Source organism: Cellulosimicrobium sp. NPDC030954 (genome assembly GCF_055571305.1).
Genome location: NZ_JBVIFN010000001.1, coordinates 396853 through 415989, shown reverse-complemented (window position 1 = coordinate 415989; position 19137 = coordinate 396853). Strand labels below are relative to the sequence as shown.

The 19137-nt window shown below is 75.1% G+C and carries 16 protein-coding genes; 8 read left to right on the top strand and 8 right to left on the bottom strand.

All coding sequences use genetic code 11. The features are described from left to right. Window positions 1-149: 149 nt before the first annotated feature. Window positions 150-851, top strand: a complete 702-nt coding sequence (locus ACZ402_RS01825; RefSeq protein WP_375822493.1) for a vitamin K epoxide reductase family protein — start codon at window positions 150-152, stop codon at window positions 849-851. A gap of 134 nt (window positions 852-985) precedes the next feature. Here ACZ402_RS01825 and ACZ402_RS01820 read toward each other — a convergent pair whose 3' ends face one another. From ACZ402_RS01820 to ACZ402_RS01795, 6 genes are all read right to left on the bottom strand, one after another. After that, a complete protein-coding gene (locus ACZ402_RS01820; protein ID WP_375822494.1) occupies window positions 986-2482 on the bottom strand; it encodes a S1 family peptidase in 1497 nt (498 codons plus the stop codon). A gap of 117 nt (window positions 2483-2599) precedes the next feature. Further along, a complete protein-coding gene (locus ACZ402_RS01815) occupies window positions 2600-3571 on the bottom strand; it encodes a LysR family transcriptional regulator (RefSeq protein ID WP_375822495.1) in 972 nt (323 codons plus the stop codon). An 84-nt stretch (window positions 3572-3655) separates the two neighbouring features. Beyond that, entirely contained in the window at window positions 3656-5335 is a 1680-nt protein-coding gene (locus tag ACZ402_RS01810; RefSeq protein ID WP_375822496.1) for a DUF7059 domain-containing protein, read from the bottom strand. A 103-nt stretch (window positions 5336-5438) separates the two neighbouring features. Next, a complete protein-coding gene (locus tag ACZ402_RS01805; protein WP_375822497.1) occupies window positions 5439-5975 on the bottom strand; it encodes a hypothetical protein in 537 nt (178 codons plus the stop codon). Window positions 5976-6084: 109 nt separating this feature from the next. Further along, complete coding sequence (locus tag ACZ402_RS01800) at window positions 6085-6705, bottom strand: hypothetical protein (protein WP_375822498.1); 621 nt, start codon at window positions 6703-6705, stop codon at window positions 6085-6087. Window positions 6706-6798: 93 nt separating this feature from the next. Further along, window positions 6799-7536 carry a DUF981 family protein gene (locus ACZ402_RS01795; RefSeq protein WP_375822499.1) on the bottom strand — a complete coding sequence of 246 codons (738 nt, stop codon included), beginning with the start codon at window positions 7534-7536 and terminating at the stop codon, window positions 6799-6801. Window positions 7537-7698: 162 nt separating this feature from the next. Between ACZ402_RS01795 and ACZ402_RS01790 the strand changes: the two genes are divergently transcribed. Next, a complete protein-coding gene (locus ACZ402_RS01790) occupies window positions 7699-8382 on the top strand; it encodes a TetR/AcrR family transcriptional regulator (RefSeq protein WP_375822500.1) in 684 nt (227 codons plus the stop codon). Between the two features lie 132 nt (window positions 8383-8514). Continuing rightward, window positions 8515-10752: an exo-beta-d-1,3/1,6-glucosidase gene (locus ACZ402_RS01785; protein ID WP_375822501.1), complete on the top strand. Its 2238-nt coding sequence runs from the start codon at window positions 8515-8517 to the stop codon at window positions 10750-10752. Between the two features lie 85 nt (window positions 10753-10837). Here ACZ402_RS01785 and ACZ402_RS01780 read toward each other — a convergent pair whose 3' ends face one another. Next, the gene (locus ACZ402_RS01780; protein ID WP_375822502.1) at window positions 10838-13162 is read right to left on the bottom strand and encodes a sodium-translocating pyrophosphatase; all 2325 of its coding nucleotides are present in this window, start codon (window positions 13160-13162) and stop codon (window positions 10838-10840) included. Between the two features lie 234 nt (window positions 13163-13396). Here ACZ402_RS01780 and ACZ402_RS01775 point away from each other — a divergent pair, with 234 nt between their 5' ends. Both ACZ402_RS01775 and ACZ402_RS01770 read left to right on the top strand, forming a co-directional pair. Next, complete coding sequence (locus ACZ402_RS01775; RefSeq protein WP_375822503.1) at window positions 13397-13978, top strand: sigma-70 family RNA polymerase sigma factor; 582 nt, start codon at window positions 13397-13399, stop codon at window positions 13976-13978. Then, complete coding sequence (locus tag ACZ402_RS01770; RefSeq protein WP_375822504.1) at window positions 13975-15396, top strand: hypothetical protein; 1422 nt, start codon at window positions 13975-13977, stop codon at window positions 15394-15396. Before ACZ402_RS01775 ends, ACZ402_RS01770 begins: the two co-directional genes overlap by 4 nt. 21 nt (window positions 15397-15417) lie before the next feature. Here ACZ402_RS01770 and ACZ402_RS01765 read toward each other — a convergent pair whose 3' ends face one another. Next, on the bottom strand, window positions 15418-16248 hold the full coding sequence (locus ACZ402_RS01765; protein ID WP_375822505.1) for an alpha/beta hydrolase: 831 nt from the start codon (window positions 16246-16248) through the stop codon (window positions 15418-15420). Between the two features lie 116 nt (window positions 16249-16364). Here ACZ402_RS01765 and ACZ402_RS01760 point away from each other — a divergent pair, with 116 nt between their 5' ends. Genes ACZ402_RS01760 through ACZ402_RS01750 form a run of 3 tightly spaced genes read left to right on the top strand, consistent with a single transcriptional unit; the run spans window position 16365 to window position 19126 of the window. Beyond that, window positions 16365-16958: a sigma-70 family RNA polymerase sigma factor gene (locus ACZ402_RS01760; RefSeq protein WP_375822506.1), complete on the top strand. Its 594-nt coding sequence runs from the start codon at window positions 16365-16367 to the stop codon at window positions 16956-16958. Continuing rightward, window positions 16955-17671 carry a hypothetical protein gene (locus ACZ402_RS01755; RefSeq protein ID WP_375822507.1) on the top strand — a complete coding sequence of 239 codons (717 nt, stop codon included), beginning with the start codon at window positions 16955-16957 and terminating at the stop codon, window positions 17669-17671. Before ACZ402_RS01760 ends, ACZ402_RS01755 begins: the two co-directional genes overlap by 4 nt. 54 nt (window positions 17672-17725) lie before the next feature. Continuing rightward, window positions 17726-19126: a M18 family aminopeptidase gene (locus ACZ402_RS01750; RefSeq protein WP_375822508.1), complete on the top strand. Its 1401-nt coding sequence runs from the start codon at window positions 17726-17728 to the stop codon at window positions 19124-19126. The last annotated feature ends 11 nt before the right edge of the window (window positions 19127-19137 follow it).

The following is a 19137-nucleotide window of genomic DNA, read 5'->3' as shown; positions in this document are numbered from 1 at the left end:
TGGTCCCTGTCGGCCGAGGGTGCGGGCTTCGTAGCCTGGGTGCGGCGCCGAGCCGGCAGCGCGCCCACCCTGCCGGCCGGCGCCACCTTCTGCCCGCCCGCCGGGGCGTCCCCCGACCCGGCGGGGCCCCGCGGACCCGAGGACCGCCCGTGACCGGAACGACCACCGCCCTGACGGACGACGCGCGCCCGGGCCGGACGCCGTCGGGCACGGGGAGCGCGCAGGACGCGGCGTTCGACCCGTTCGCCCGCCCCACCGGCTGGACCCACTCCCGCGGCGTCCTCTTCGGCGAGATGCTGCTGTTCGGCCTGCTCAGCCTGACCGCGGCGTTCGTGCTGTCCTACGACGCCGTGCTCCTCGCCGCGAACCCGACGGCCACGCTGTCGTGCGACGTCAACACCGTGCTGTCGTGCGGGACGGTCGCGCAGTCCTGGCAGGCGCAGGTGTTCGGGTTCCCGAACGCGTTCCTCGGCCTCGTCGCCGAACCCATCGTCATCACGACGGCGGTCGCGGCGCTGGGCGGGACGCGGTTCCCCCGCTGGTTCCTCTTCGCCGCGCAGTGCGTGTACTTCCTCGGGGTCGTGTTCGCCTACTGGCTCTTCTACCAGTCGATGTTCGTGATCGGCGCGCTGTGCCCGTGGTGCCTGCTCATCACGGTCTCGACGACGCTCGTGTTCGCGTCGCTCCTGCACTGGAACGTCCTGGAGGACAACCTGTACCTGCCGCGCGCCGCGCAGGCGCGGCTGCTCGGGTTCGTCCGCTCGGGGGCCTTCGGCTACCTGGTGGCGGCGTGGCTCGTGGGTCTCGCGATCCTCGTGGTGCTCAAGTACGGCCCTGCGCTGCTGGCCTGACGGGACCCCCGCACGCGGCGAGCCACGCCGAGAACGTCCCTGCACGCCGTCGAGCACGAGGTTGCTCCCGGAAAGAGGACGGGAACGACAGCAACCTCGTGCTCGACGCGGACGGGGGTCAGCCGGTCAGGGGCTCAGGGGGTCGTGGTCCCCAGCGAGTAGGCGCCCGAGCCTGCGTAGGCGTGCACGACGAACCGGTAGTAGCCCGCTGCGCCGTTGTACGTCAGGGACTCGTTGGCCCCCGGCGACGTGGACTGCGCGACCGTCACCCACGAGTACCCGTTCCACTGCTGCAGGTACAGGTCGTAGTCGCTCCCGGCCGGGCCCGTGACGCAGCCGCGGTGGGAGCCCGCGGTCGCGGCCGTGTAGTACGACCCGTTCGGCTGCACGGCCGTCGCCCCGGCGGAGAGCGTGCCGGTGTACGTCCGGGCGTAGCCGGTGCACCCGGTCGGGGGCTCGGGGTCGCCGCCCCCGCCGTCGCTCGTGACGAGCGTGAGCCCGTACGCGGAGAGGATCTCCCCGACGGGCTGGAAGTACGTCGTGCCGCCGGAGCTGCAGTTGCCCGACCCGCCGGAGGTGACGCCCTGCGCCTGGTTGCCCGCGAGCAGCGAGCCGCCGGAGTCGCCCGGCTCGGCGCACACGTTCGTGCGGATGAGGCCGGTGATGGTGCCCTGCGCGTACGTGACCGAGGCGTTGTACGCCAGGACCGTCCCGCAGTGCCAGCCGGTCGTGGAGCCCGACCGGCACACCGACGCGCCGACCGGCGCCTGCGTCGCCCCGGCCACGGCCACGCGGCCGCCGGCGTAGTTGTTCACCGCGCCCACCGGCGTGTTGCCCGCGTCGACCTGGACCCAGGCGTAGTCGTTGCCCGGGAAGCTCGACCCGCGGAACGTGCCGGCGGGGCCCGAGGTGCGCGCACCGACCGAGCCGCAGTGCCCGGCGGTGACGAACCCGCCCTGGACCGCGAACCCGACGGAGCACCGCGTCCCGCCGCCGATCGTGTAGGCGTTGCCGCCCACGACGTCGACGAGCGGCCGCGGCACCTCGGTGGTCTCCTCGTACGCCACCGCGTCCGCGGGCACGCCCGCCGCCGCGACCTGCGCGGCGACGTCGGACTCGCCGCCCTCGCGCACGGAGACGACGACGCGGTTGCGCGTCACGTCGACGTACCAGCCCGGCAGCGCCGCCGGGTCGTCGGCGAGCGCGCCGTCGAGGGTCGCGCGCCAGGACTCGAGGTCGGCGAGCGTGTGGTCCACGGTCACCGCGGTGGCGCCCTCGGCCCGCACCGCACGGGCGTCGGCGGCGTCGGTGACGCCGACGTAGAGGACGTTCGCGGCGTCGTCGACCCAGGCGCCGGCGTAGTCGGCGCCCAGGCGACGCTCCAGCGCCGCCTCGGTGCCCGCCGCGTCGGACTGGAAGGCGAGCCGCGTCCGTGCGTCTCGCGCGCTGAGGCCCAGGTCGCGCTGCAGCGCGCGCTCCAGGCCGGGGGTCGTCTTGGGGACCGCGCGCACCGTCGCGCGCTGGTCCTCGGGGGCGGGCGTGCCCGCGACGGCGTGCGTCGCGGCCGCGCCCGTCAGGAGCGTCGCGGCGGCGGTGACCGCGGCGATCCTCCTGCGGAGTGGTCGTGTCATGTCGTCCATTCCCTTCGCCGGGCCGGGCGGCCCGGTCGAGGGTCACGCTAGGGAGACGTCCAGCCCACGCCCAGATCGCGATCAGGTCATACGCGGGCGCTATGTGCGGGCTCGCCCCTACGCGATCTCCACCGGGTGCTCGGCACGCCAGCGCCGGTAGCGCGGCGAACGCTGCACCGCGTCGCGGTGCGCCCCCGCGGCGGCGCGCGCGATCGCGTCGACCGGGAGGCGCTCGGCCGCGTCGCGGCGCCAGCCCACGTGGTGCGTCCAGCGCAGCGGAGCCCCGTCGAGGGCGACCGTCCGCACGCCCGGCGCGTCGAGCAGCACCGGCTGGACGAGCGCGACCGCGTGACCGCCGCGCACCTGGTCGATGCACGACGTCCGGTCCGACTCTCCCATCGCCCGCGGCGTGAACCCCGCCCGCACGCACGCGCTCACGAAGCACCGCTCGAAGCAGCCGCTGCCGGGGGCCGTGAGCCACAGCGCGTCGGCGAGCTCGCCCAGCCCGACGGCGTCCCGCGCCGCGACCGGGTGGTACTCGTCGACGAGGACGAACACGGGGTCCGTCGAGACCGCCGTCCACACGACCCCGCCCTCCGCCGGCGGGGCCGCGTCGCCGCACATGCCGACCAGCGCGACGTCGAGGGTCCCGCTCGCGAGCCGCTCCGCCGTCTCCTCGACGGACCACGACGTCGCCGTGGTGACGAGGAGGTCGTCGACCCCGAGCGCGGCGGGCAGCGCCGCGTGCAGGCGGTTCGCGAACAGCCCTCCGATCGCGGAGCTCACCGTCCCCACGCGGACGGCCCCCGTCGTCGCCCGGTCGGAGACGTGCCGCCGCGCGTCGTCGACGAGCGCCGCCATCGCGGGCAGCACGACGCGCGCGTGCCGCAGCACGAGCTCACCGAGCTCGGTCGGGCGCGCGCCCAGGCGGTCGCGCGTGAACACGCACCCGCCCAGCGCGCGGTCGATCCGGTTGAGCTGGGCGGTGAGGGCGGGCTGCGCGAGGCCCAGCGACGCCGCCGCCTTGGTCACGCTGCCCGACTCGGCCACCACCACGATCATGCGCAGGTGCCGCACCTCGAGGTCCATGCCACCCGAACGTATCGGTACGCGCCCGCCCTGTCTCGCCCGTCTCGCCCGCCTCGCGACCGCGACCGTCGCCCGACCCGGGCGTCAGCCGACCGGCACCAGGAACCCGTCGCCCACAAGGCCCCGCACGGTCGGCAGCAGCTCGCCCGCGAGGTCGTCCGCCGGCACCTCGAAGAGCGCGGCGATCGCCCCGACGAGCTGCCCGACGGTGAGCTCGCCGTCGCTCGCGCCGACGAGCGCGGCGAGCCCCGTCGACGCCTGGACGGCCCGCCCGAACCCGTCGCCCTGGCGCAGCAGGACGACCGTCGGATCGGGAGCGCCCGGCGTGTGGAACCGCTCCTCGGTCACGTCGGACGCGACGGCCAGACGCGCCTCCGCGAGCGCGGCGTCGTCGCGCGCCGTGAGCCAGTCGTGCGCCGCGAGCGACGCCGCGAGGTGGCCGCCGAGGGGCTGGCGGACCGGCCCGGTGCGTTCCTCGAGCCGGCGCAGGGTGGGGCGGGCACCGTCGAGCGGACGCCGCAACGTCACGATGCCGAACCCGACGGCCTCCACGTCGCGGGCCGCGAAGTCGTCGAGCCACGCGGCGTAGGCGGCGGCCCAGGCCGCGGGCTCGCGCTCCGGCGTCGTCCCGCCGTCGCGGATCCACGTCTCGGCGTACTCGGCCGGGTCCTGCACCTCGCGCTGGACCACCCAGCCGTCCAGCCCCGCCTCGTCGAGCCACGCCCCGACGCGCTCGTCCCACGGGACGCCGCGGCGGTGCTCCCAGTTGCCGAGGAGCTGGGCCACGCCGCCCGGTGCGAGCACCTCGCCGACGCCCGTCACGAGGTCGCGCACGACGTCGTCGCCCGCACGCCCGCCGTCGCGGTACTCGTACTCGGGCAGCGCGCCGGCGCCGCCGGCGCGGGGCGTGATGACGAACGGCGGGTTCGACACGACGAGGTCGAACCGCTCGCCCGCCACGGGCTCGAGCATCGACCCCTCGCGAAGCTCGATCGGTGCAGCAGGCCCCGCAGTCGTGTCGGGCTCCGTGTCGGCCGCCGTGTTGAACGCCCCGTTGAACGCGGTGTTGAACGCCGTGAACCCGAGGGCGCGCCGCGAGATGTCGGTGCCGACGACCGACCGCGCGTGCCGCGCGGCGTGCAGTGCCTGGATCCCGCAGCCCGTCCCGAGGTCGAGCACGCGCCCGACCGGGGTGCGGACCGTCACCTGCGCGAGCGTCAGGGACGCCCCGCCCGCGCCCAGGACGTGGTCCGGCGCGAGCCGGCGACCCGTCGCGAGCTCGCTCAGGTCCGAGGACAGCCACCACGTCACCGGGCCCGCCGCGTCCGACGCCGCGTAGGGCCGCAGGTCCACGACGGCGCGCACGGCGTCGTCGTCCGCCGCGCCCGCGGCCTCGACCAGGCCGAGCCGCCGGGCGCCGTCGACCCCCGTGCGACCCAGGGCGGCGTCGACCGCAGCGCGCGGGACGTCGTCGCCCAGGAGGAAGAGCGCGGCGAGCGCGTCCGTGGGGTCGCCCTCGCGTCCCCGCAGCGCGCGCCGCGCGGGCACCGCCTGCTCGCGGTGCAGCGCGGCCGAGGCGACGGGGCCGAGCACCCGCTCGACGCCGTCGACCGTGAACCCTGCCGCCGCGAGGTCCGCGCGCAGCGTCGCGGCGGCCGCCGCGAGCTCCGCGGGCGCGAGGCCCGCACCGGGCGCGGCGGGGCTCACGAGACCGTCCGGCGCGGCGGGCGTGGACGAGGCAGGGACGGCGTCGGCGGGAGGCATGGGTCCATCCTGGCGGATCCGCGCGCGGGGCGGTCGGTCCGGCCCCGGACGCGCCGGACCCCGGCGCGCCGAGGCGGGCCGGGGTCCGGAGGGAGCAGGGGCGTCAGCAGTTCTGCGTGCCGTACACCGCGACGTTCTGGGCGGAGGTCTGGAACGACTCGTCGGTCATGAGCGACGTGATGGAGGACAGGTCGGCGCTGGCCGGGTCGTCCACGGCGGTCTCGAGCGTGTCGGTGAGCTGGCGGAAGACGCCCGTCACCGTGTCCCAGTCGCCGCTGATCTCGGCGGGAGCCTCAGCCGCCTCGAGGGACGCGGTGAACGTCTCGAACTCGGTCACGGCGGCGGCCGGGTCGCTGGAGTCGATCGAGCCGAGCGTGCTCTGGGCGTCGAGGAGCGTCTGGTAGGCCGTGCAGAAGTCGCCCGAGGCCTCGGCGTCGCCGGACTCCTCCTCCGTGGGCTCCTCCGACTCGGCGCTGTCGGTGGACTCGTCCTCGGCCGGGGTCGTCTCCTCGGACGCGGTCGTCTCGGAGTCGGTGCTCGCGTCGTCGCCCGAGCCACCGCAGGCGGCGAGGCCGAGCACGAGGAGGGCGCTCGTCGCGAGGGCGGTCGTGGTCTTCGTGATCGTCAGTCGGTTGCGCATGAGCCCCATGGTTTCGCATGCCGTCGCGTCGCGCGCCCCCAAACCGCCGGGGTGGGGACCGCTCCCCATGTGGCGAGCGCCACGGGACGCAAGACCTGCGCGCCCCCGGTCAGTGGGTGCAGCCCGCCCGGAAGTAGTCGGTGACCGCCTGGGACGACGACGTGAGCGCGCCCGTGTCGATGCGCCGCCCGACGCGGTCGATCGCCCGGGACAGCTCGCCCGTGTCGCGTGCGCCGGTCGCCTCGACCTCGTCGGCGATCATCGTGAGATACGTCGTCACGACGGCCCAGTCGCGCGCGATCTCGCCGGGCGGCGTGGCCCCCGCGAGCGTGTCGCGGGCCGTCGTGAACCCCTCGACCAGCGCCTCGGGGTGCTCGACGGTCAGGTTCACCTGCGCCTTGGCGGCGACCCCCCACGCGACCTCCGCGTCCCGGCAGACCGGGTCGACGGCGGTCGCGGCGGCGGGGTCCGCCGTCGTGCCCTCGGCCTCGTCCCCCGGCTCGGCCGCCTCGTCGTCGGGCGTGGTCCCCGGGGCGTCGTCGGCGCCGCCGTCGTCCACCGGGGCGGCGTCCCCGCCCTGGGGCGCGGCGGGCGGCGACGGCACGGCGGCCGGGGCGGCGTCGGGCAACGACACGACGTCGAACGCCCCGCTCGCGACGACGGCCAGGCACAGCCCGGCGACGACGGCGAGGACCGCGGCGTGGGCCACGGCGCGCACCGGTGATTGCATGGCCCCTATGATGACGCCTCGCGCGCGCGAGGCGAACCCCGCGAGCCGTCCCGGCCCGCGGGTCCTGCCCGCCCGTCGGACGTCGACCCGTCGTCAGCCCATCGTGTTGACGATGAGCCCGATGTGGGTGAAGAAGTTCATCGCGCCGAACAGCAGGAACGCGACGCCGGACAGGCCCCACGCCCACCCGATGACGACGCGGACGACCCGGCGACCGGAGCGGACGGCGAAGGGGAAGAGGATCGCGCCGACGCCGACGAGCGCGATGAGCCCGGACATGAAGATCGCCTCGACGAGCGGGTAGGCGGCGAACGCGCCCGAGATGGGCTCCTCCGGCGGGGCGGCGAAGAGCTGGTACGTCACGCCGGCGATCGCGATGGCGACGAGGCCGAGTCCCATGCCGAGCACGAACACCGAGACGGGGCGGGCCACGGCCTGCAGGTGCTCCGTCGCGTCCGCGCGCTCCAGCGCGGTCCGGCCACGGGTCCACAGGTAGAACGCCGCAGCGACCAGCAGCACGCCGAACGCGAGGCTCGTCTCGCCGAAGATGATGTTGTCGAACGGGAAGCCGCCCGCGGCGAGCGGCCACGTGAGCGTCATGTGCAGCCCCGTCGCCGTGAGGATCGTGCCGAGCACGCCGAACGCGAGCGACCAGCCCTCGACGACGACCTTCCCCGGCGATCGGAGCAGCTCACGCCCGAGCATGACCAGCAGGATCAGCCCGGCGCCGACGGCGACGGACATCACGGTGTTGTACGTGGGCATCTGCGCCCAGTCGATGACGAGCCCCTCGGCGGCGACCATCTCTGTCCACTCCTCGTTCGTTCCCACGAGCCGCACTCACGACCCGAGGGCGATAACCATACGAACGTATAGGTTATTCCTCGCCCGCCGCACCGGGTCCGTCCGCACCCCCGGCGAAGAGACCCGCCCCGTCGAGGTGGAACCCTCCTCGGCCCGGAGCCGGTGGGTCGACCTCACTACGATGGCCGCGTGGACGAGGGAGCGGGGACCATCGACCGGGAAGCGCGGCGTGACGGGGAGAGCGCGGGGGCCGGGGCGGTCCACGACGCGACGCACGACGCGCCGCACGGCGCGCGCGCCACGGTGCAGGGACGCAGCGCGCAGCGGCAGCGCGCGATGGCCGAGGCGGCGGCGCACCTGCTCATCGAGGAGGGCTTCGGCGCCGTGACCCACCGCCAGGTGGCGCGGGCGGCGGGCGTGCCGCAGGGCTCGGCGTCGTACTACTTCCCGACGAGCGCGTCGCTGGTCTCGACGGCGGTCGAGGCCGCGGAGGACGTGCGCGCGACGGCGGCGCAGGAGCGGGCCGACGCGCTGTCGCGGGAGCCTCGTTCGAGCGCGGCGACGGCGCGCGAGCTCATCGAGACGCTGTACGCGCCGCACGTGGACGACACCGTGGTCGACGTGCGGCTGGACCCGATGCTGACGGCGATGCGCGACCCTGCGCTGCGGCCGATCATGCGCGCGTCGCGGCCGCGTCTGCTCGCCGCGGCGCAGACCGTGCTGGACGCGTCGGGCCACGCGCACGTGTCGGACGTCGACCTGGTGGCGCACGTCGTCGACGCGGCGCTGCTGTCCGCGGCGGCGGCGGAGGACGGGCGCGTGCTGGACCACGCGACCGAGACCGTCGCGCGCTTCCTGGACCACTGGCACTGAGGCGCACTAACTTACTTACCGGTTATTCAGTTTTGCCGGTAGAGTGGCCGCGCCCGGGCCTCCCGAGCGCGTGAGACGTGACCGCTCGACGCGCACCCGGGAACCGTCGCCGTCGCCGTGGAAGGACCGTCCGTGAGCACCCTCCCCTACCTCGACCCCGCTCTGCCCGTGGCCGACCGCGTCGAGGACCTCCTCGCGCGGATGACGCTCCCCGAGAAGGTCGGGCAGATGCTGCAGCTCGACGCGCGCGACGGCGTCGGGCCGGCGGTCCTGGACAAGCACGCGGGGTCGCTGCTGCACACGTCCCCGCAGAACGTGGTCGAGGCCCACGCGCTCACCGGGCAGACCCGGCTCGGCATCCCCCTGCTCGTCGCCGAGGACTGCATCCACGGCCACTCCTTCTGGGTCGGCGCGACGATCTTCCCCACGCAGCTCGGCATGGCCGCCACGTGGGACCCCGAGCTCGTCGAGCAGGTCGCCCGCGCCACGGCCGTCGAGGTCGCCGCGACCGGCATCCACTGGACGTTCTCGCCCGTGCTGTGCATCGCGCGCGACCTGCGCTGGGGCCGCGTCGACGAGACCTTCGGCGAGGACCCGTACCTCATCGGCGAGCTCGCGTCGGCGATGGTGCGCGGGTACCAGGGCGACGGCCTCGCGGACCCCACCGGCGTCCTCGCGACCGCCAAGCACTTCGCCGGCTACTCCGAGACGCAGGGCGGCCGCGACGCGAGCGAGGCCGACATCTCGCCGCGCAAGCTCCGGTCCTGGTTCCTGCCCCCGTTCGAGCGCGTCGCCCGCGAGGGCTGCGCGACCTTCATGCTCGGCTACCAGTCCATGGACGGCGTCCCGGTCACCGTCAACGGCTGGCTGCTCGACGACGTCCTGCGCGGCGAGTGGGGCTACACCGGCACGCTCGTGACCGACTGGGACAACGTGGGCCGCATGGTCTGGGAGCAGCACATCCAGCCCGACTACGTGCACGCCTCCGCCGCCGCCGTGCGCGCGGGCAACGACATGGTCATGACGACGCCGAAGTTCTTCGAGGGCGCGCTGGAGGCGGTCGCGCGCGGCCTCGTCGAGGAGTCGGCGATCGACGCGGCCGTGCGCCGCATCCTCACGCTGAAGTTCCGGCTCGGCCTGTTCGAGGACCCGCGGCGCCCCGACGTCGCGCGTCAGGAGGCCGTCATCGCCTCGGCGGAGCACACCGCCGTCAACCTCGAGGTCGCGCGGCGCTCCCTCGTCCTGCTCGCGAACGACGGCACGCTCCCCTTCACGGGCGGGCGCACGGTCGCCGTCGTCGGGCCGAACGCGGACGACGACCACACACAGCTCGGCGACTGGGCCGGCGCGTCGGGCCAGGCCGACTGGCTGCCCGACGGCCACCCGCGCGAGATGACCACGACCGTCCTCGACGGCTTCCGCGCCCTCGCCCCCGAGGGCTGGACCGTCACGCACGCGCGCGGCGCCGACATCCTCACGCTCGAGCCCGACCCGGAGGGCGAGCTGTTCCCCGACGGGCAGCCACGCCCGCAGGTCGTCGTGCCCGCGAAGCCCGACGACGCGCTGATCGCCGAGGCCGTGGCCGCGGCGCGCGACGCGGACCTCGTCGTCGCCGTCGTCGGCGACCGGATCGAGCTCGTCGGCGAGGGCAAGTCGACCGCGACGCTCGAGCTCGTCGGCGGCCAGGTCGCGCTGCTCGACGCGCTCGTCGCGACCGGCACGCCCGTCGTCGTGGTGGTCGTCGCGTCCAAGCCGCTCGTGCTCCCGCCGTCCGCCCACGCAGCGGCCGCGATCGTCTGGGCCGCGAACCCCGGCATGCGCGGCGGGCAGGCCGTGGCCGAGCTCGTGCTCGGGCAGATCGAGCCCGAGGGCCGGCTCCCGATCTCCTTCGCGCACCACGCCGGCCAGCAGCCCACGTACTACAACGTGGTCCGCGGCCAGCACGGCGACCGGTACGCCGATCTCACCCAGCGCCCCGCCTTCGCCTTCGGGGAGGGCCTGAGCTACACGACGGTCGACTACGCGGACCTGCGCGTCCTGGGCTCGGTGCACGGCCCCGACGACGTCGTCCGCGCCCAGGTCACGCTGACCAACACCGGCACGCGGCCCGTCCGCGAGACCGTGCAGGTCTACGTGAGCGACACCGTTACGTCGGTGACGTGGGCCGAGAAGGAGCTCAAGGCGTACCGCAAGGTCGCGCTCGCGCCCGGCGAGCAGGTGACGGTCGACCTCGAGGTCCCCGTCGCGGACTGCACGCTCGTCGACGCCCAGGGCCACCGGGTCGTCGAGCCGGGCGAGTTCGAGCTCCGCGTCGGCCCGTCGTCCCGCGAGGACGCGCTCCTGCGCGCGCCGTTCATCGTCAAGGGCTGAGAGCGGACCCGGTCCGCGAGACCAGCACACGACGACGCCCGGGCCATGGAGGCCCGGGCGTCGTCGTGTGCTGGACTGCTGCCGGTCAGGCGCCGGTCGCGACCCGCTCCGGCTCGACCGACGTCTCCTCGCGGTCGACCCGCGCCGCCCGCAGGCGGGACATGATCACCGCGCCGAACGCGATCGCCGCGGCGACCACGGCGATGCCGATGCGCAGCGCGTGGTTCGCGTCCGCCGGCACGCTCATCAGCACCACCGCGGGGGCGATGAGCACCGACACGAGGTTCATGACCTTGATGAGCGGGTTGATCGCCGGGCCGGCCGTGTCCTTGAACGGGTCGCCGACGGTGTCGCCGATGACGGTCGCCGCGTGCGCCTCGGAGCCCTTGCCCCCGTACGCGCCGTCCTCGACGATCTTCTTCGCGTTGTCCCACGCACCGCCCGAGTTGGCGAGGAACACCGCCATGAGCACGCCCGCGCCGATCGCCCCGGCGAGGAACCCGGCGAGCGGGCCGACGCCCAGGCCGAAGCCGACCGCGATGGGCGCGAACGCGGCGAGCAGGCCCGGCGTCGCGAGCTCGCGCAGAGAGTCGCGGGTGCAGATGTCCACGACCTTGCCGTACTCCGGGCGCTCCTGGAACGTCATGATCCCCGGGTGCTCGCGGAACTGGCGGCGCACCTCGAACACGATCGCGCCGGCGGCCCGCGTCACGGCGTCGATCGCGAGGCCGGAGAAGAGGAACACCGTCGCGGCGCCGAGGATCACGCCCACGAGCGTGATCGGCGAGATGATCTCGTAGTCGAGCATCGCCGTGACGAGGCCGCTCCCGACCGTCTGGACGTCCGCCATCGCGTGGCTCACGGCGTCGGCGTACGACCCGAACAGCGCGGTCGCGGCGAGGACCGCCGTCGTGATCGCGATGCCCTTGGTGATGGCCTTCGTCGTGTTCCCGACCGCGTCGAGGTCGGTGAGGATCTGCGCGGCCTCGTCGACATCGCTGCCACCGTCCCTGCTCTCCCCCACCGACATCTCGTAGATGCCCTGCGCGTTGTCCGAGACCGGGCCGAACGTGTCCATCGCGACGATGACGCCGACCGTGGTGAGCAGCCCGCACCCGGCGAGCGCGACGAGGAACAGCGCGAGCCACACCGAGCCGCCCGCGAGGAGGAACAGGCCGCAGATGGCGGCCGCGATCACGCCCGCCGTGTACACCGCGGACTCGAACCCGACGCCGATGCCGGACAGGACGACCGTCGCCGCGCCCGTGCGGGAGGTGGCGGCCACGTGCAGGGTCGGCTTGGACGTCGTGCCGGTGAAGTAACCCGTGATCCACAGGATGATGCCGGCGAGGACGATGCCGATGACGACCGCGAGGCTCGCGACGACGCGCGGGTCGGCCGCGAGGCCCGAGAGGTCGCCGAGGTCCGCGGTGCCGTCGAGCGCCGAGAACGACGAGGGCAGGTAGACGAACGCGGCGACCGCGGCGAGCACCGCACCGATGAGCGCGGAGAGGTAGAAGCCGCGGTAGATGGCCTTGAGCCCGTTCTCCTGGCCGCGGACGCGCGTGATGAAGACGCCGAGCACCGCGACGAGCGCGCCGATCGCGGTGACCACGAGCGGGAAGACGAGGCCCTCCTCGCCCATGGCCGCCTTGCCGAGGATGAGCGCCGCGACGAGCGTCACCGCGTACGACTCGAACAGGTCGGCGGCCATGCCCGCGCAGTCGCCCACGTTGTCGCCCACGTTGTCCGCGATCGTCGCCGCGTTGCGCGGGTCGTCCTCGGGGATGCCCTGCTCGACCTTGCCGACCAGGTCCGCGCCGACGTCGGCCGCCTTGGTGAAGATGCCGCCGCCGACGCGCATGAACATGGCGAGCAGCGCGGCGCCGAAGCCGAAGCCCTCGAGCACCGCCGGGGCGTCGCCCTTGTAGATCAGCACGACGCCCGCGGCGCCGAGCAGGCCGAGGCCGACGACCGACATGCCGACGACGCCGCCCGTCCGGAACGCGATGCGCGCGCCCTCGGTGCGTCCGCCGGGCCGGGTCGCGGCCGACGCGACGCGCACGTTGGCCCGCACCGCGAGCCACATGCCGAGGTAGCCGATCGCCGCCGAGAACCCCGCGCCGACGAGGAACGCCACCGAGCGCCCGACGCGGATGCCGCCGTCACCGGGCAGCAGGAACAGCAGGCCGAACACGATCACCGCGAACAGGGCGAGCGTGCGGAACTGGCGGCTCAGGTAGGCCCCGGCGCCCTCCTGCACGGCCTGGGCGATGTCCTGCATCTTCGCCGTGCCGTCCTCCGCGGCCAGGACCTGTCTGCGCAGGACGAACGCGAAGACCAGCGCGACGAGCGCGATCACCGCGATGACGGTGACGATGGTGAGACTTTCCGAACCGAGCGTGAGCATCCGTCCTCCTTGACGAACCGCGCGACCGTCGCGCCGGTCCCCTGCCGGAGCGATGGGGGTGAGTCTACGCACGTGTGGCGCACGTCACGACCACTCGTGCAGGACGTCACAAACACGGCGCGCCGACCGGCCCTGGGCCGCGCTGAACCGCGCTCTCCCGCCACCCCAACGAAACCCTCGACCCCGTCGTTGAGAAGGACAAGAGTGGTTCCACGAGCGGGGGAGGCGGTCGCGATGGCGCGATGGGAAGAGGTGCTGGACGAGATCGTCCGCACGCGGCGACGCGCCCTGGTGGGCTACGCCCATCTCCTGACCGGAGACGTCACGGAGGCGGAGGACCTCGTGCAGGACGCCCTGTTCCGGACGTTCCGGCGGGGCCGCGCGGCGACCGACTTCGCTCTCGCCGAGAGCTACGTCCGGCGCGCGGTCCTCAGCGGGTTCCTCGACGGCACCCGACGGCGGCGGCGCTGGGACGGCGTGCGCCACCTCCTCGCCCCGTCCGACCCGGCCGACCGCGTCGAACCGGTCGTCGAGGCGCGCGTCGACGTCGTCGAGGCGCTCGGCGTGCTGGCTCCCCGCGAGCGCGCGTGCGTCGTCCTGCGCCACTTCTCCGACCTCACCGTCCGGGACGTCGCGGAACGGCTCTCGCTGAGCGAGGGCACCGTCAAGCGGTACCTGAGCGACGCGAACGCCAAGCTCGCGGCACGGCTCGGCCCGCTGCGCGTCGCCGACGACGACCTGCCCGTCACGCCTCCCGTCCGCGGCACCGCCCCCTCCACCCCGCCCGCCCCGTCCGCCCCTGGAGGTGCGCGATGAACCGCCCCACGAACCCCGGCCCCGTCGACCTCGACGTCGTGCTGCGCTCGGTCGCCGACGAGGTGGTCCCCCGCACCGACGACGCGACGTCCGCCGGTCTCGTCCGCGACGGCGTGCGCCACGTCCGCCGGCGTCGCGCCGTGCTCGTCGGCACGGCCGCCGTGCTCGCCGTCGCCGCCGCGGGCGTCGGCGCGAACGCCCTGCTCGCCGAGGACCCTCGCCCCGTCCTGCCCGCTCCCGCCCCGAGCCCCGAGCCCACGCCGAGCCCGACGCCCACGTACCGGGCCGCGTTCCCCTCGCCCGTCACGACCGACGCGCTCCGGTGCGGCGCACCCGCACCCACGGCGACGGGCAGCGACCTGCTGGCGACGGCGTCGGTCGACCCGGCCGCCGTCACCGTCGCGTCCCCGGACCTCGTCGAGGTCACGGGCCGCGTGTCCGTCGACGCCGCCGCGCGCGTGAGCGCCCTGGACCCGGCCGGGCTCACCGGGTACGTCGTCGTGCAGGACGGGCTCGTGGTGTCGTCCGTGACGCCCACGAACCTCGACGGCGCGGCGCCGGTCGACCTCGCCGAGGGCGACGTGCTCGACCTCACCACGTCGGTCGACTCGTCCGCCTCGTGCGACCCCGCCGGCGTCACGGAGCACTCGCCGTCGCTCCTGCCGGGCGACTACGAGCTCGCGGTGGTCGTCCCCTGGGTCGTGTCGTCGTACGCGCTGGAGCGCGACGGTGCCTGGGGCGAGGCCGTGACCGCCGCCACCGGGTCGGGCGAGCCGCTGTTCGACGGTTGGCTCGTGACGCCGTCTGTCCCGTTCACGGTCTCGGCCGCCCCCGACGCTGAGCACTCAGCGCCCCCGGCGACCCCCGACCCGGTGCCCGGGGCCTTCACCGGCCCGACGACGACATTCCCCGCCGCGCCGTCGTACGAGGGCCTCCGGTGCGGCATGCCCGCCCCCTCCCCGACCGGCGACGAGCTCCTCGCACGGCTCGAGACCCCGGGAGCCCTCTCGGTGGCGAGCGGGACCGAGGTCACCCTCGCCGCCCGGCTCGCCGGGCTCCCCACGGCGCGCACCGAGACGGTCGACTTCCGCTGGCTCCGTGCGTACGTCGTCGCCCAGGACGGGGTCATCGTCAGCTCGACCGTGCCGGCCACCGACTCCGAGGCGTACGCCGTCCTCGAGCCGGGCGCGACCGAGCAGCTCGACCACGCCGTCACCACCGCGGTGGCGTGCGAGTGGGGGCTGCCCTCGGACGCGTCGCTGCCGCCCGGCGAGTACACCGTGCAGGTCGTGCACCCGTGGATGATCACGCGGTACTCGCTCCAGCAGCTCGACGGGTCGTGGGGCGCCGAGACCGCGAACGGGAGCCTCTACAAGGGCTGGCTCGTCTCGGCACCGGTCCGGCTGACGATCACCTGACCCGGCGCGGATCCGGGCCGGTCAGGGCCGGGCGTGCCCGTGCGGTGCGCCCGGCGTCGGCCGCTCCGTGCGGTGAGCACCCGCCGCGAGGCGGGCGACGACGTCGGGCCGGGTGAGCGGGAACAGGTGCCCCTCGCCCGCGAGGCCGACGCGCGGGACGGCGAGCCGGTCGGACAGCTCGCGCTGCTGCCGCAGGAAGCGCGCGCCCCCGCGCAGACCCGTGACGAGCAACGGGTCCGCCGCCGTGGACAGGGAGCGCCCTGAGTCGAGCAGCGCGCGCACGCGCGGCGCCTGCTCCCAGCTCGCGAACCACTCGTGGGCGAGCATCGTCCAGGTGCTCGCGCTCCCGTAGCGCACCCGCGCCACGTCGCGCGGGAGCGGGTCCGCGCGACGGGCGACGACCCGCACCGCCCCGCGTCGCAGGGCCGGTCCGGCCGTCCCGAGCGCGCTGCCGACCAGCGCAGCCAGCGCGTCCCCCGCCCGGGCGGTCGGCCGCCCCGGGTGCAGGGCCGGGAGGTGCGGCTCCCACGGGCTCGTCGGGTCCAGGAGCACGAGACGGCGCACCTCGTCCGGGTGGAGCAGCGCCCACTCCAGCGCGGCGAGCCCGCCCACGGAGTGACCGACGAGGCCCACCGGTCCGGAGCCGTCGACCCGCAGGGCCGTCCGCACCGCGTCGACCGGCCCGGTGACCGGGGTGCGCCACGCGTCGAGGACGCGGACGTCGTCGGTGCGCGCGGCGTCTCGGAGCTCGCCCACCAGCGGCGCGAAGTCCTCGGGCGTCAGCGCCAGCCCGGGCAGGACGACCCAGGTCGTCGCGCGGTCCGGCGCGTCCGCTCCTCGGCCTGCGCTCACGCACCCACCCTAGGGAGCGGGCCCGCGCCCCGCGCGGTACAACGTTTCGCGGGCGCCGCTCGTCTCAGAGTGCGACAAGACGAACGCACCCGCGACGTCCCACCTCGAGGAGGACCGTGCGACCAGCGACCGGCCAGGACCGCCCCGACGACGACCCGCTCACGGTGCTCGTGCGGGACCGCGGCAGCGCGCTCGTGGGCTACGCGTACCTCCTCACCGGGGACATCGCCGCCGCCGAGGACCTCGCGCAGGAGGCCGTGGTCCGCGTGTTCGTCCGGTCCCGTCGCCACCGGTGGCCCGACGCTCCCGAGTCGTACGTGCGCCGCGCCATCCTCTCGCTGTACGTCGACGGGTACCGGCGCTCCCGGCGCTGGCGCGACGTCGAGCACCTCGTCGCCGTTCCCAGGCACCGGGACGGACCGGCGGAGGCCGCCGACACCTCCGCCGACGTCCGCGACGCGCTACGAGCGCTCGCGCCGCAGGAGCGCGCGTGCGTCGTGCTGCGCTACTACGACGACCTCACCGTCCCGCGGATCGCCGAGCACCTCGGGCTCTCCGTGGGGACGGTCAAGCGCTACCTGCACAACGCCGTCGGCAAGCTCGAGACCCTCCTGGGTCCCCTCGACGACACTGCGGACGACGACACCGACGACCAGGTCGGGCTCGTGACACCCCACGCCCCGACCGCGCCTCGGAGGGCAGACGCATGACCCGCCTCGACGACTTCCTCCACGATCTCGCCGACACGCCACGACGCGAGGGCGTCGTGCTGCCGCTCGCCGACGTCCAGCACCGGGTCCGCCGCGGACGACGCGTCCGCCGCACCGCGACGGCCGGGATCGTGACGGCCGGCGTCGTCGGGGTCGGTGTCGCAGCCGCGGCGCTGGGACTCCCGGGATGGCGTGCCACCGAACCCCCGCCCGCGGCCACGTCCGCCCCTCCGGAGGTCGTCGCACCGCTCACCGGGACGACCGTGGCGTGCGGGACTCCCGAGGCGGACCTCGCCGCCACGACGACGCTCACGCTCACCGGGCCGGGCGGGGCCGGGGTCCTCGGCGTGCAGGACGGAGACGGTGACGTCGGGTCCCTCGAGCTCACGAACCACGGCGAGGAGCCGTTCGTCGCGGCGTCGAACGGATTCGCACGCACGGTGCTCGTCGACGACGCGGTGGTCGTCGCCGTGCCGATGATGGAGCCCGACCCGTTCCACGCGATCGACCTCGCGTCCGGGGAGCACCAGCCCTTCGGCATCACCCCGACGAGCCCGTGCGACGGCGGCGCGCTCGCGCCCGGCACCTACACCGGCTACTACGTGCTCCAGGTCGACGCGCTCGGGAGCACCGCCGACCTCGACGCCTGGGACGGCACCACCGGCACGTCCACGACGATCGTCAGCGCACCGTTCGAGGTCGTCGTCGGGTGACTCTTCCCGCCAGCGACCCGGGGTGAGGACCCCGCCGTGGGCGATGATGGGCGGGTGACCTCACCGACCACGCCCGCCGTGACCGACCCGACCCCCCACGAACGCGCGCGTGCGCACGCCCAGGACCTCGCGACCTTCGTCGAGGCGTCCCCGTCGTCCTACCACGCGGCGCACGAGGTCGCGCGCCGCCTGGAGGCCGTCGGCTTCGAACGGCTCGACGAGACGGCGGCGTGGCCGCCGGCGACCGGCAGCGAGGGCGACGGGCGCGCGGGCGGGCGGTACGTCGTCGTGCGCGACGGCGCCGTGATCGCGTGGGCCGTCCCCGCGGGCGCGACCGCGACGACGCCGTTCGCGGTCCTCGGCGCGCACACCGACTCACCCGGGTTCAAGCTCAAGCCGCGCCCGAGCGTGGGCCGCGAGGGCTGGTGGCAGGCGGGCGTCGAGATCTACGGCGGGCCGCTGCTCAACTCGTGGCTCGACCGTGAGCTGGAGCTCGCCGGGCGGCTGGTGACGTCCGACGGCGCGGAGCACCTCGTGCGCACCGGCCCGCTCCTGCGCATCCCGCAGCTCGCGATCCACCTCGACCGTGCGGCGAACGACGGGCTCACGCTCGACAAGCAGCAGCACACGCAGCCCGTGTGGGGGCTCGCGTCAGCGTCGGGACCGGCCGGGTCCGACGTCGCGGGCGCGGCGCACGGGACGAACGGCGGGGACGTGCTCGCCGAGCTCGCGCGCCACGCGGGCGTGCGCGCGAGCGAGGTCGCGGGGTACGACGTCGTCGTCGCGGACACGCAGCCGCCGCGCGTCTTCGGTGCGCACGACGCGTTCCTCGCGTCCGGGCGGCTCGACAACCTCCTCTCGGTGCACGCGGGGCTCGTCGCCCTGCTGGAGGTCGCGGGCCCGTCCGACCGACCCGTCGAGGGCGACGTGATCCCCGTGCTCGCGGCGTTCGACCACGAGGAGATCGGCTCGGAGTCGCGGTCCGGGGCGTCGGGCCCGTTCCTCGCGGACGTGCTCGACCGGATCGCGGCCGGCCTCGGCGCGACGCAGGAGGAGCGGCACCGCCAGCTCGCGGCGTCGCTGTGCGTGTCGAGCGACGTCGGGCACTCGGTGCACCCCAACTATCCGGAGCGTCACGACCCCGCGAACCGGCCGCTCGCGGGCGGCGGGCCGATCCTCAAGATCAACGCGAACCAGCGGTACACGACCGACGCGCACGGCGCGGCGGCCTGGTCCCGGGCCTGCGCGCGGGCCGGGGTGCCGAGCCAGGAGTTCGTGTCGAAGAACACCGTGCCGTGCGGCTCGACGATCGGCCCGCTCACGGCGACGCGCCTCGGCATCCGCACGGTCGACGTCGGCGTCCCCATCCTCTCGATGCACTCCGCGCGCGAGCTGACGGCGGTCGTCGACCCGTGGTACCTCTCCCGCGCGGTTGCGGAGATCTTCCGCGGCTGACCCCCCTCCCC

What these genes read in the sequence shown, in the direction of transcription:
- ACZ402_RS01820 (WP_375822494.1), bottom strand. Translation starts at nt 2,482, where the DNA reads ATGACACGACCACTCCGCAGGAGGATCGCCGCGGTCACCGCCGCCGCG.
- ACZ402_RS01815 (WP_375822495.1), bottom strand. Translation starts at nt 3,571, where the DNA reads ATGGACCTCGAGGTGCGGCACCTGCGCATGATCGTGGTGGTGGCCGAG.
- ACZ402_RS01810 (WP_375822496.1), bottom strand. Translation starts at nt 5,335, where the DNA reads ATGCCTCCCGCCGACGCCGTCCCTGCCTCGTCCACGCCCGCCGCGCCG.
- ACZ402_RS01805 (WP_375822497.1), bottom strand. Translation starts at nt 5,975, where the DNA reads ATGCGCAACCGACTGACGATCACGAAGACCACGACCGCCCTCGCGACG.
- ACZ402_RS01800 (WP_375822498.1), bottom strand. Translation starts at nt 6,705, where the DNA reads ATGCAATCACCGGTGCGCGCCGTGGCCCACGCCGCGGTCCTCGCCGTC.
- ACZ402_RS01780 (WP_375822502.1), bottom strand. Translation starts at nt 13,162, where the DNA reads ATGCTCACGCTCGGTTCGGAAAGTCTCACCATCGTCACCGTCATCGCG.
- ACZ402_RS01775 (WP_375822503.1), top strand. Translation starts at nt 13,397, where the DNA reads ATGGCGCGATGGGAAGAGGTGCTGGACGAGATCGTCCGCACGCGGCGA.
- ACZ402_RS01770 (WP_375822504.1), top strand. Translation starts at nt 13,975, where the DNA reads ATGAACCGCCCCACGAACCCCGGCCCCGTCGACCTCGACGTCGTGCTG.
- ACZ402_RS01755 (WP_375822507.1), top strand. Translation starts at nt 16,955, where the DNA reads ATGACCCGCCTCGACGACTTCCTCCACGATCTCGCCGACACGCCACGA.